11 protein-coding genes are annotated in these 12,383 nt (G+C 36.9%); 3 read left to right on the forward strand and 8 right to left on the reverse strand.

All coding sequences use genetic code 11. The features are described 5' to 3' along the window. Nucleotides 1-115 precede the first annotated feature (115 nt). Nucleotides 116-2,449 (forward strand): TonB-dependent hemoglobin/transferrin/lactoferrin family receptor, encoded by a 2,334-nt coding sequence (locus ACNARN_RS06375; protein WP_368927233.1) that lies wholly within the window; start codon nt 116-118, stop codon nt 2,447-2,449. A gap of 101 nt (nt 2,450-2,550) precedes the next feature. Here ACNARN_RS06375 and ACNARN_RS06380 read toward each other — a convergent pair whose 3' ends face one another. The 8 genes from ACNARN_RS06380 to nrdH all read right to left on the reverse strand — a co-directional run bounded on the left by ACNARN_RS06380 (nt 2,551) and on the right by nrdH (nt 11,102). Continuing rightward, nucleotides 2,551-2,901: a ribonuclease G gene (locus tag ACNARN_RS06380; RefSeq protein ID WP_198620374.1), complete on the reverse strand. Its 351-nt coding sequence runs from the start codon at nt 2,899-2,901 to the stop codon at nt 2,551-2,553. A 275-nt stretch (nt 2,902-3,176) separates the two neighbouring features. Continuing rightward, nucleotides 3,177-4,172, reverse strand: coding sequence for a glycine betaine/L-proline ABC transporter substrate-binding protein ProX (gene proX, locus ACNARN_RS06385; RefSeq protein WP_075671542.1), 996 nt, complete (start codon nt 4,170-4,172; stop codon nt 3,177-3,179). A 134-nt stretch (nt 4,173-4,306) separates the two neighbouring features. Next, nucleotides 4,307-5,506, reverse strand: coding sequence for a glycine betaine/L-proline ABC transporter permease ProW (gene proW, locus ACNARN_RS06390; protein ID WP_416304254.1), 1,200 nt, complete (start codon nt 5,504-5,506; stop codon nt 4,307-4,309). Next, nucleotides 5,499-6,698: a glycine betaine/L-proline ABC transporter ATP-binding protein ProV gene (proV, locus tag ACNARN_RS06395; protein ID WP_100159403.1), complete on the reverse strand. Its 1,200-nt coding sequence runs from the start codon at nt 6,696-6,698 to the stop codon at nt 5,499-5,501. The genes proW and proV overlap by 8 nt, the downstream gene beginning before the upstream one ends. 623 nt (nt 6,699-7,321) lie before the next feature. Further along, complete coding sequence (nrdF, locus tag ACNARN_RS06400) at nt 7,322-8,290, reverse strand: class 1b ribonucleoside-diphosphate reductase subunit beta (RefSeq protein ID WP_196534186.1); 969 nt, start codon at nt 8,288-8,290, stop codon at nt 7,322-7,324. Between the two features lie 24 nt (nt 8,291-8,314). Then, the gene (nrdE, locus tag ACNARN_RS06405) at nt 8,315-10,441 is read right to left on the reverse strand and encodes a class 1b ribonucleoside-diphosphate reductase subunit alpha (RefSeq protein WP_416304255.1); all 2,127 of its coding nucleotides are present in this window, start codon (nt 10,439-10,441) and stop codon (nt 8,315-8,317) included. Nucleotides 10,442-10,446: 5 nt separating this feature from the next. Beyond that, nucleotides 10,447-10,866, reverse strand: coding sequence for a class Ib ribonucleoside-diphosphate reductase assembly flavoprotein NrdI (gene nrdI, locus ACNARN_RS06410; RefSeq protein WP_198620379.1), 420 nt, complete (start codon nt 10,864-10,866; stop codon nt 10,447-10,449). 11 nt (nt 10,867-10,877) lie between these two features. Next, nucleotides 10,878-11,102, reverse strand: a complete 225-nt coding sequence (gene nrdH / locus ACNARN_RS06415) for a glutaredoxin-like protein NrdH (protein ID WP_023581131.1) — start codon at nt 11,100-11,102, stop codon at nt 10,878-10,880. Nucleotides 11,103-11,385: 283 nt separating this feature from the next. Here nrdH and ACNARN_RS06420 point away from each other — a divergent pair, with 283 nt between their 5' ends. Together ACNARN_RS06420 and cspE are read left to right on the forward strand one after the other, a co-directional pair. Continuing rightward, a complete protein-coding gene (locus ACNARN_RS06420) occupies nt 11,386-11,859 on the forward strand; it encodes a methylated-DNA--[protein]-cysteine S-methyltransferase (RefSeq protein ID WP_198626103.1) in 474 nt (157 codons plus the stop codon). A 197-nt stretch (nt 11,860-12,056) separates the two neighbouring features. After that, nucleotides 12,057-12,266, forward strand: coding sequence for a transcription antiterminator/RNA stability regulator CspE (gene cspE, locus ACNARN_RS06425; protein ID WP_023581133.1), 210 nt, complete (start codon nt 12,057-12,059; stop codon nt 12,264-12,266). Nucleotides 12,267-12,383: the final 117 nt, after the last annotated feature.

Raw genomic sequence — 12,383 nt, forward strand, 5'->3', positions numbered from 1 at the left:
GATAAATGCAAAAAAACTAGATAATGATAATTATTATCATTATCATAATTAGCGCTGTTAGTTACAGCTCTAACCATCTATCAAACTAATAACCATACAAAAAGATACTACTATTATGATCCATTTCTTAGCAAAAAATGATGCTTATCGTCAGGGAATTGGGATATTTTCATTTTCGTCATCAGCGATTGCATTATTATTGACTTCACTCACTTCGTTAAATAGCTATGCAACTGAAAGTGTAAAACCAGAAATAACGACATCCACAAAGTCGGAGAGTCCTGTACAACCAAAATCGAGTGAAAAGATTATTCTTGAGCCTATCTATGTATCAGGTGAGCTCAATTCGAGTGTTGATGCAGGAAGTACCGTTCTGACATTAAAAGATATCGATAGAATTCAGCCTAATAATATTGCAGAGCTGGTGGATAAATTACCCGGAATTTCATCATCGGGTTCACCCAGACCAGGAGGTCAAACATTAAATATCTGGGGGATGGGTAATCCTGAAGATATTAAAATCACCCTTGATGGTACACCTAAAACCTTTGAGAAATATCGTCAAGGTTCAATTTTTATTGATCCTGAATTAATACGTCGTATTGATGTTGATAAAGGGCCTCATAATATTACTCAAGGAAATGGCGGATTTGGTGGTTCGGTGAGAATTGAAACCAAAGATCCCGATGACTTATTATTACCCGATCAGAATATTGGGATGTTTTTAAAATACGGACATCATACTAACGACAGACAAAATCGTTATAGTGGTGCGGTATATGGCAAATTACTTGATGGTCAAGCTGACGGATTATTCTATTTCAACCGCCGTGAAAGTGATGATCTGCGACGCCCGGATGGGACTAAATTTGGCTATTCACAGTCAGACCAAGATTCTTTTTTAATTAAAACGAATATCTATTTAACTGAAGCACAAACATTAACGTTATCAGCATCACGATCAGAAAGTGATGGTTGGACACCTTGGGCGGCTAAACGGGATGAATTAGCTAAACCTAGCCAAGCTGAAGTGGATAAATATGGCTTTGATGCGGCGATGAAACGTAAATTAGTTTATCGTGATCAAAAAGATGACACCTTCAGTGTGAAATGGAATATTCAGCCAGTTGATTCTGATCTAATTAATTTAACGCTTACCTACGGTTATTCAAAAACTAAGCAAAACGATAGTCGCCCAGAGACAGCAAGCTCCTATTTTAGCAGCAGTATGGGGAATCAAAGTTGGGTAGATTATCGAAATCATCAAATTGAAATTAAAAATGAAAGCACTATTATGCAAGGTGCTTTAGAGCATAAAGTATTAGTGGGAACACGTTGGCATCGTAATGATCGTGATGTCTTAATGTTTACTCGTGATAAAGCTAAGAATCCAAATTACAACTATGGATATTATGCGCCTCCTTATATGCCAGAAGGTACGCAAACGACAACCAGTTTCTATCTTCAAGATTCGATGAGTTATAGAAACCTGACGATAACACCAGGTGTTCGCTATGATATCGTTAAAAATCAAGGCAAAGGAAGCCGAGCTATCACTTATCAAGATCCTGATCCCTATTATGGCCATGATTATTCGGATGTGACTTATAGCGGGGCAACGCCTCACTTAGGTTTATTATGGAAAATGAATCAGAATTTCAGATTCTTTGGTGATCTAACCTACACATGGCGAGCGCCATTGATTGATGAGCAGTATGAAGTTCAAGGAAGTGTTTCTAGCTTAACGGGAACAAGTCGCCACCTAGATAAAGAAACAGTAAGAGCTGCACGAATTGGTGCAATTGCAGACTTTGAAAGTGTTATTCAGCAAGAAGACCAACTGCAATTAAGAACAACACTGTTTGATACTCGTGGTAAAGACGAAATCTTCCGCCGCCGTGGTGTCTATTGTGAAAGCCAAAAAGTGGATGGGCATAATGGAAATTGTCCGCCTTCAATAGGTAATTACCGTAATTTACCGGGTTACCATATTCAAGGGTTGGAAATTGAAGCCTTTTATAATAGCCCTAATGTATTCGGTCGTTTAGCTTATTCAACAATGAAAGGAAAACGTGACCAATCACCGCGTGATCCGTGGTTTGGTCAAAAAACATGGATTGCAGAGATCCAGCCTGACGCTTTACATGCCACCCTTGGTGTAAAAGTACCAAGTATTAATGTCAATATGGGATGGACGGGCGATTTTATTGGCGCTCAACGCCGCTCGCCAATAGATGCTGATCCTGATGCTGGCTATTGGTCATTACCAAAAAGTAAAGGTTATGCAATCCACGGTTTATTTGTGAATTGGGAACCTTCTTTTATAGATAATACTGAGGTTCGTTTTACGGTCGCAAATTTATTTAACCGTGATTATTACCCTTATTTAGGTGAATCAGTTTCAGGTGTAGGACGTGATTATCGATTTACTGTGGTAAAACGTTTCTAATATTACTGAAAATAAAAACTGCGGCCTTTGGTCGCTTAAATAAACCCCATAGATATTATGGGGTTTATTGTCATTTAGAATTCAATACTCAAGATATTGAATTAATAACCGTGTGATGCAGAAGTTGCAATCATTGCCATCATGGTAGTGAAGAAGAAAATAAAGAAAAGAACAGCCATAATGATACTAATAATAAAGTAAATAAAGCCCGCTCTGTTCCATGTTTCTTGCACTTTCATAAAGGTTTCAACAGAATCGTAATCACCACTTTTCCAAGCCCATTCATTCCCTTTAATACCACAGACAAAGATCCAAACAAGATTAAGTAAAGGAACAAGTACTAATAATGGAAGATAGGATTTATTACCGAAACCCCAAATAATATTAAACATGAAAGCACCCCAGTTCCAACGTTTAATTTCTTCAGGTACTGGTTTGTTAGTGTAAGACACAGTTTATTCCTTATTTAAAATAATAAATATAAAAATGAAAATGCCAACTGGAGAAAGGAATAATCATAATTGAATAAACGAGAGAATGAAAGACAGGTATATCTTTACCATTAATAAAAAGAATAATCTTAATAATAAAGTTGTATTAAGATCTTTTAATTTTTATATAAACTCGTTTTGCCTAATTACATGTAATTTTAGTTTTTTATAAATGAAAACAGGCCACAATAATGTGACCTGTTTTGTGATAATCTTAATTTAAGATTATTTATTGATTACTTTGCAGCAGCCTGAGCTTGTTCAATCCAACCATCAAAGGTTTTTTGATGTGCTTTGATCCATGCATTAGCATGACGTTCAATATCTGCTTGTGATTTTTGACCATTATGCATACGCAAGTTTTGCGCATTAATATCGGCAACAGACACTTTCATGACTTCAAAGAGTTTTGCCGCAGCGGGATTTTCTTCAGCCCATTTTTTATTTGCTGCAATATGCATAGTACTTGGTGGAAAGCCGTAGTTTTTACCATTTGCTAATGTGGTATCGGTTTTATCATCACCTGGTAACGAAGAGAAAGGGACTTGTAACCAAACAACATCTTTACCCGGTTTTAATACATCACTTATCCAGTAAGGCGTCCATGTGTAATAAAAAATGGGTTTGCCTTCTTTATAGCGAGTAATGGTATCTGCCATCATTGCCGCGTAATTGCCTTGGTTATGTGTAACAGATTTTTCTAATCCATAAGCTTTTAAGTGGTTGTTGATCGCTTCTTCACAACCCCATCCCGGATTACAACCTGTTAAATCAGCTTTGCCATCACCATTGGCATCAAATAATTTGGCAATTTTAGGATCTTTTAATTGCTCAATATTCGTAATGTTATATTTCTCTGCTGTTTTTTTATCAATCAAGTAACCTTGAGCTGCATTAACGACATAATCCCCTTTACGATAAAAGGTATTATCACCTCCTGCCGCTGCATATTGTGAATTATGAAGAGGAACCCAACTGACTGCCATAAAAGTTGCATCACCATTGGCGATAGAGGAATAAGCAACGTTATAGTCAACTTCTTTAATTGGCTGAACAGTGTAACCTAATTGTTCTAGTGCTTTATTGACGATTAACGTTTGAAAGGTTTCTTCAGAAATCGTACTTTGCACGGGTTGAACCGAAATCCCTTTTCCAGGCAAATCAGCAGCGGATAACTGGGTGCTTATCAGTGTGGCGGACAATACTGTTGCCCAGATAACTGGATTACGCATAGTTTTTCCTTCTGTTGTGATGGTAAGAGATAAATAGCGACAGCGAACTGTCGCCTCTATTTCTTGTATTGATTGAACGTGTTGTTCTTTATTGATTTTTGATACTGATTTTAAATAAATAGTGAAAATATTTATTACGATGCTTTTTTGCCAAAGAGTCGACAAATTAAACCGATAGGCCCTGTCATATACCAGCATCGATTGCCTTTATGACGGCTGTTTTGACCTAAAGATTGTGTTAATCGGTCAAGAATAATGGCGAGGATAACAATACCTGCACCTCCTACGGCAGCAAGTCCCATATCAAGGCGACCTATACCGCGTAATACCATTTGACCTAATCCACCAACGGCTATCATTGATGCAATAACAACCATTGAAAGCGCTAACATCAGTGTTTGGTTTACACCAGCCATAATCGTTGGCATGGCGAGTGGCAATTGCACTTTAAACAGCATTTGACGAGGATTTGCACCAAATGATTGTGCTGCTTCAATTAAATCTTCAGGAACTTGTTTGATCCCTAAAATAGTCAATCTCACAATTGGAGGTAAGGCAAAAATAATGGTGACCACAACGCCGGGTACGTTACCAATACCAAATAACATGACAATAGGCACTAAGTAGACAAACGCAGGTGTTGTCTGCATTGCATCCAGTAAAGGCCGAATAATTTTGGATGCTCTATCACTGTTAGCTAACCATATTCCTAATGGGAGCCCGATAATAAGACAAAACAGTAATGAAGTGAGTACCAATGCAAGGGTAACCATAGCTTCAGACCAAGCACCAATCGCACCAATTAAGATTAATGAGATAAAGGATGCGACACCCATGACTTTGCCTGAAAGTTGCCATGCAATCAGAGAAAACAGAATAATGGCGATAGGTGCTGGCATTGAGGTTAAGAAATTTTCAAAACCACTTAATACCAAATCAACTGGTACACGAATACCTTGGAAAACAGGGCGAAAGTGCAACACAATCCAGTCAATCGCATCGGTAACCCATGAATCTAATGGGATCAGCGTATTGTGAAACGGATCCATAAGATTGAAAGAATCGGGTGCGACATCCGTTGGTGCGGCATCTAGCCAATCACTGCCAGCGGATGAGGTGTCAATATTGTCAGTACCACTGCCTGCACCCCACGGATCGGTATCTGTTGATATACTGTCAGCACTGCTCCAAGGATCGCTTTCTGTTGCGCTAGTATCTGTTGTTGCCCAAGGATCATCATTTACGTGATTGGTTGTCTCTTGTGCAGTTTCGTTTGTCGCAGCCTCTTGGATCTTTGTATCCAAAACTGTATTTTGATCTGTTGTATTACTCATTTGGCGTCTCCTTATCCAGTGCTTGTAGTAACATTCCTTTAGAAATTAAGCCGATATAACGGTTTTTTTCATCAATAACAGGAATTGCACAGGGAGATTGTGCAACCGTTGAAATCAGCTCGTTTAACGGTGTATCACCATTAATGGCACAAGGCTCAGGTAAAATAGCTGACTCAATAGGTTGTTTATTCTTGAGTGCCTCTTCAAGAGATGTGACTGAAACAATACCAACAAATTTTCTTCCTCGTTCAATGAGATAGCCAAAGTTTCTATCTTCATCTTCGAGTACTTTTAATGCAGATCGAGGACCAAAACCGGGCGCAACATGCAGTAAGGTTTCTGGGCGACGTTTGGCTATATCTTTTGCACTAAATACGTGGCTAATATCAACACCACGGAAAAACGTACGCACATAATCGTTTGCTGGATTGTTGAGTATCTCATCTGGTGTTCCCGTTTGGACAACAACGCCACCTTGCATAATGGCAATTCGGTCACCAATACGCATCGCTTCATCCAGATCATGAGAGATAAAGACAATGGTTCGCTGTTTATCGCCTTGTAAGCTTAATAACTCATCTTGCATTTCAGTACGAATTAACGGGTCGAGTGCTGAAAAGGCTTCATCCATTAACAAAATATCAGGATCATTAGCAAGCGCACGCGCAAGGCCGATACGTTGACGCATCCCACCAGAAAGCTCATCAGGCCAAGAGTTTGCGTAACTACCCAAGTTGACTTGCTCTAAGGCATCCATCGCTTTTTTATAACGCTCATCTTTGCTTAACCCCGCGAGATCCATTCCAAATGCAGTGTTATCAAGCACATTCATATGAGGCATCAATGCAAATGACTGAAACACCATACTGATTTTTTTACGACGAACTTGTCGTAATTCTTTATCTGACATGGTGGCAATATTTTCACCATCAATAAGCACCTCTCCCTTTGTCGGAGAGATCAGACGATTGAGAAGGCGGACTAGAGTGGATTTACCTGAACCAGATAACCCCATGATGACAAATATTTCGCCTTCTTCAATTGCCAGATTTGCATTTTGAACGCCCACCGTAAGCCCTGTTTTATCAAAAATCTGATCTTTATTCATACCTGATTCTAATAATTCAAAAGCGCGTTTAGGGTGCTCGCCAAATACCTTGTAGAGATTTTTTACTTCGAGTTTAATTGCCATGCAATATAGTGTTTCCTATTTAAATATTGAAAGGAATAAATTAAATATTAATAAATAAGTGTTGTTATTTTTCCTAAATAAGAATTTTAGTAAGAGAAATACCCTACCACAATGATTGAGTCTGACAACCCTATGTTAATTATAATTAATTAAATAATTTGGCTGTTTTTTCTTTATTTTTAATATGATTAATAATTAAATAAAGTGAAATAAATAAAATTTATTAAAAGAGATATTATCTTCTAACTAACTGAAATAACTTTATTTTTAGAGATATTGTTATTTTGATTAGGATCTCAATAAAAATGAAAACTCAATATCAAAATAAAAGGGAAAAAGAGATGAAAATTAAATGAAAAAAAATCATAATGCATTAGTTAAATTAATGTTTGTTATCTTATTATTAGCTCTATCTACTTAATGTAAGCTAAAATTATTCGAAAAAAATTGATTTTTTGACAATATTGAACGGCAAAAATCAATCAATTAGATTGTTTAGTGAACAAATAAAAATACACCAAAAAATAGTCTATATTTTTCAGTGTATTATGTTTTATATATGATACATAATTAAATTGAATGTATTGTGTTATTTATCTTAACTTCAACTAGGCTAATAAACCTTAAAAATCCCAATCATCGTCTTCAGTGTTAATGGTTTTTCCAATAACATAAGATGAGCCTGAACCAGAGAAGAAATCGTGATTTTCATTTGCATCTGGTGATAATGAAGAAAGAATTGCAGGACTGACATCAGTTATTTCATCAGGGAATAAAGCTTCATACCCTAAATTCATTAATGCTTTATTTGCATTATAATGAAGAAATTTTTTGACGTCTTCTGTCCAACCTACAGTGTCGTAAAGATCTTCGGTATATTTCACTTCATTGTCATATAAATCTAATAATAATGAGAAAGCAAAATCTTTAATATCTTGTTTTTCTAATTCTGATTTATTTAATAACTGATTTTGAAATTTATAGCCAATATAATAACCATGAACGGCTTCATCCCTAATAATAAGACGAATTAAATCAGCTGTATTGGTTAATTTCCCTCGACTTGACCAATACATTGGTAAATAGAATCCTGAATAAAATAAAAAGGATTCTAAAAAGACGCTGGCGATTTTTTTCTTTAAAGGATCTTTATCTTGATAATAACGCAAAATAATTTCTGCTTTCTTTTGTAAGTAAGGATTTTCCTCACTCCAACGGTATGCCTCATCGACATCGGTTGTTAAGCAGAGTGTAGAAAATATCGAACTGTAAGAACGAGCATGAACCGCTTCCATAAAACAGATATTAGATAATACTGCTTCTTCATGAGGCGTGAGTGCATCTGGCATTAAAGTAGGTGCGCCTACGGTGTTTTGGATCGTATCAAGCAAAGTTAACCCTGTGAAAACACGGATCGTCAGTTGTTTTTCAGCTTGAGTCAGCGTGTTCCATGAGGGAATATCATTAGAGAGTGGAATTTTTTCAGGTAACCAAAAATTCATGGTTAAACGGTTCCAAACTTCTAAATCTTTTTCATCTTCAATGCGATTCCAGTTAATCGCATTAACGTGGCTTAATAAAGGTGATGACATGCTATGTTCTCCTTATTGTTATTATTAAAGTGCGCACGAAACACAGCCTTTGATTTCAGTACCTGCTAATGCAGATTGTCGAATACGTATGTAATACAAGGTTTTAATACCTTTACGCCATGCGTAAATTTGCGCTTTGTTAATATCTCTTGTTGTGGCTTCATCAGAAAAGAACAACGTCAGTGATAACCCTTGATCGATATGTTGTGAAGCTTCGGCATAGGTATCGATAATTTTCTCAGCTCCAATTTCATATGCATCTTGATAATATTGACGGTTTTCATTGGTCATAAAGGGTGCAGGGTAATAAACTCGCCCAATCTTACCTTCTTTTCTGATCTCTATTGGCGCGGCAATAGGATGAATACTTGATGTAGAATGGTTAATATAGGAAATAGACCCTGTCGGTGGTATTGCTTGTAAGTTTTGATTATAGATCCCATGCGTCATAATAGATTGCTTGAGAGTCTGCCAATCTTCCTGTGTTGGAATATGAATATTAGATTGGCTAAATAGCTGGTGGACTTTTTGAGTTTTAGGCAACCACTGTTGTGATACATATTTATTAAAATATTCACCCGTTGCGTATTTTGAATTTTCAAAGCCTTTAAAGTGCTGCTTTTTCTTAATCGCTAATTGATTTGAAGCTAATAACGCATAGTAAGTGACGGTATAAAAATAGATATTAGTAAAATCTAACGCTTCCTCAGAGCCATAATAAATTCCTTCACGGGCTAAGTAGCCATGTAAATTCATTTGCCCTAAACCAATGGCATGAGAAGCGAGATTACCTTTTTCAATAGAAGGAACGGACTCAATTTTCGTCATTTCAGAGACATTACTTAATGCCCTAATTGCAGTGCTGACGGTATGTGCAAAGTTAGGTGAGTCCATTGCCATAGCAATATTCATAGAACCTAAGTTACAACTGATATCATGACCGATATGGCGATAACTTAAGTCAGGGTGATACTCACTTGCGCTGTTGACTTGTAAGATTTCAGAGCAAAGATTGCTCATGTTAATTCTACCAGCGATAGGATTGGCGCGATTTACTGCATCTTCAAACATGATATAAGGATAGCCAGATTCAAATTGAATTTCGGCAAGTGTTTGGAAAAACTCTCTCGCTTTAATTTTTTTCTTACGAATTTGCGCGTTATTCACCATTTCACTGTATTTTTCACTAATACTGATCTCTGACATAGGTACGCCATAAACACGCTGTACATCATAAGGTGAGAAGAGATACATATCTTCATTGCGTTTCGCTAATTCAAATGTGATATCAGGGATAACAACGCCTAAAGAGAGGGTTTTTATTCGCACTTTTTCATCCGCATTTTCTCTTTTTGTATCAAGAAAATGGTAAATATCTGGATGATGTGCATGAAGATAAACAGCACCAGCTCCTTGTCTTGCGCCTAACTGATTGGCATAGGAAAAAGCATCTTCAAGCATCTTCATAACAGGAACAACGCCAGAAGATTGATTCTCTATACGTTTAATGGGGGCACCAGCTTCACGTAAATTAGTCAGCAAAAATGCAACGCCACCACCACGTTTAGAAAGTTGTAATGCGGAATTTACCGAACGACCGATAGACTCCATATTATCTTCTATACGCAGTAGAAAGCAGGAAACCAATTCACCACGCTGTTGCTTTCCACAATTTAAAAAAGTCGGTGTTGCGGGTTGAAAACGGCCACTAATGATTTCATCAACAAGATGAAGTGCAAGATCAGTATCACCCTGTGCAAGCGTGAGAGCCACCATGCAAACGCGATCTTCATAGCGCTCAAGGTAGCGCTCGCCATCAAATGTTTTTAAGGTGTAACTGGTGTAATACTTAAAAGCGCCAAGGAACGATTGAAAGCGAAACTTTTTACTATAAGCATGTTTGAATAGCTGTTTGATAAAGGCAAATTCATACTGTTCTAACACTTGAGATTCGTAATAGTGTTGTTGAACTAAGAATTCTAATTTTTCTCTTAGATCATGAAAAAATACTGTGTTTTGATTTACATGCTGACGAAAAAAATGGTGTGTCGCTAATTTGTCTTTATCAAACTGAATATTACCTTGCTCATCATAGAGATTTAGCATGGCATTCAATGCATGGTAATCCAGTTGTTCTGTTGATTGTGTCATGTTAATTATCTCGTGACGCATTGGTCAGTAAGGCTTGACCAAAATGTGCTTAAACCTGTTTTTACGCGGTTTACATCTTCTGGCGTACCTAATAATTCAAATCGATACAAAAAAGGGATTTGGCATTTTTGTGCAATAATATCGCCTGCTAATCCGTAAGCTGCACCAAAGTTAGTATTTCCAGAAGCAATGACTCCACGTATTAATTGACGGTTTTCAGGAATATTTAAAAACTGAATAACCGCTTTAGGCACTGCACCTTTAGTACCGCCACCGCCATAAGTTGGGCAAAGCAACACAAAAGGTTGTGTTGCAAGCAAGGTTTCATCTTCAATAATTCTGGTCGCCTTTAAATTGAGCTTTTGTACAAAGCGATGGCAGTTTTCAGAACGACTTGAAAAATAGATCAAAGGTGCAGTTTGCATGAGATGCTCCTTTAGAGCGTGATCTGTCTGATTTTATCAGGGCAGAAACCCGACCAATGTTGTTCACCGTGAACAACTACAGGTACTTGGCGATATCCCATAGAAACAATGTGAGCGAGGGCTTGTGTATCTTTGGTGAGATCAACTGCAACAAACGGAATATTTTTCTGTTTTAAGGCGCGTTCTGTGGCACTGCATTGAACGCAATTCGGTTTGGTATAGAGGATAACAGACATAAAAATAACCCTTATAAAAATATGGATGCGTCTGTTTTCACATCCATAATGAGAAGTCCTTAAATACTATATATAGATTTATTTATTTTCAACCACACAATATATGGTGATTTTCATTTTTGATAATGATTATCATTAAAATTAAATAGTTAGTGAATTAATTTTATTTTTAGATCGCTCGATTGATCAATTTTTATTAGATATACGAGTAATTAGATGATTGCTTTACCAATCAAGCATGATTTAATCTTGTTATTAAAGACAAATCAGCAGAGAAAACATTATGTACCAAGACTATCTCGATGCACCGAAAGGCTTTCCAAAACCCTATATCTCTATCACTGCAAATGAAAAAGGGATCACAAGTCTCTATTTTGTGAATGATAAAGAGGTTGCTGTAAACACAAGCCCCGTGATTAAGCAATGTATGCAACAATTAAAAGAGTATTTTGCGGGTAAACGCACGACGTTTTCAGTGCCATTAGCGCCTGAAGGAACTGAATTTCAAAGCCGTGTTTGGAAGACATTACAGACAATCCCTTATGGTGAAATTTGGAGCTATAAAAAATTAGCGCTTACATTAGGTTCGATCAATTATTGCAGAGCGGTAGGAATGGCAAACTCGCGCAATCCAATTTCTTTAATTATTCCTTGCCACCGAGTGATTGGTCATAACGGTAAGTTGGTCGGCTATACTGGTGGATTAGATATTAAGCGTTGGCTACTTCACTATGAAAAAGTAGAAATTGATGAATAGTTCAGATTGTAAGTATTAAGTATTGTTTCTTAAGTGAACTATGCGTTAAGGCATGGGATTTGTCTGAATATTAATCATTTGGCAGAAAAAAAATGTGAGTTTCGTGATCTAGACTGTGGACAGGGAATCATCATTTTTGTTTTACTATAGCCAACGCAAAACGCTTGCGTTTATTTTCTATTTTAAAGGTAAACTTGATGTCTAAATTAAAAGGTAACGTTAAGTGGTTTAACGAAACTAAAGGTTTTGGTTTTATCACTCCAGAAGATGGCAGCAAAGATGTATTTGTACACTTTTCCGCTATTACATCAGAAGGCTTTAAAACCCTTGCTGAAGGTCAAAAAGTAGAGTTTGAAGTTACTGACGGCGCGAAAGGGCCATCTGCTGCAAACGTTGTCGCTATCTAATTAACGACTTCTTTGAGACAGTAAAAACCCGTTTTTTAACGGGTTTTTATATTTCTAGAGCAAAACCTGTTTTTTAACCGGTTTTTATATACCTAGAGCAAAACCTGTTTTTTAACG

The organism is Proteus sp. TSJ240517, from assembly GCF_047921575.1.
Classification (GTDB): Bacteria; Pseudomonadota; Gammaproteobacteria; order Enterobacterales; family Enterobacteriaceae; genus Proteus.

Bases quoted from the DNA above. Each gene is read 5' to 3' on its own strand.
- ACNARN_RS06375 (WP_368927233.1), top strand. From the start codon at position 116: ATGATCCATTTCTTAGCAAAAAATGATGCTTATCGTCAGGGAATTGGG.
- proX (WP_075671542.1), bottom strand. From the start codon at position 4,172: ATGCGTAATCCAGTTATCTGGGCAACAGTATTGTCCGCCACACTGATA.
- proW (WP_416304254.1), bottom strand. From the start codon at position 5,506: ATGAGTAATACAACAGATCAAAATACAGTTTTGGATACAAAGATCCAA.
- proV (WP_100159403.1), bottom strand. From the start codon at position 6,698: ATGGCAATTAAACTCGAAGTAAAAAATCTCTACAAGGTATTTGGCGAG.
- nrdF (WP_196534186.1), bottom strand. From the start codon at position 8,290: ATGTCATCACCTTTATTAAGCCACGTTAATGCGATTAACTGGAATCGC.
- nrdE (WP_416304255.1), bottom strand. From the start codon at position 10,441: ATGACACAATCAACAGAACAACTGGATTACCATGCATTGAATGCCATG.
- nrdI (WP_198620379.1), bottom strand. From the start codon at position 10,866: ATGCAAACTGCACCTTTGATCTATTTTTCAAGTCGTTCTGAAAACTGC.
- nrdH (WP_023581131.1), bottom strand. From the start codon at position 11,102: ATGTCTGTTATCCTCTATACCAAACCGAATTGCGTTCAATGCAGTGCC.
- ACNARN_RS06420 (WP_198626103.1), top strand. From the start codon at position 11,386: ATGTACCAAGACTATCTCGATGCACCGAAAGGCTTTCCAAAACCCTAT.
- cspE (WP_023581133.1), top strand. From the start codon at position 12,057: ATGTCTAAATTAAAAGGTAACGTTAAGTGGTTTAACGAAACTAAAGGT.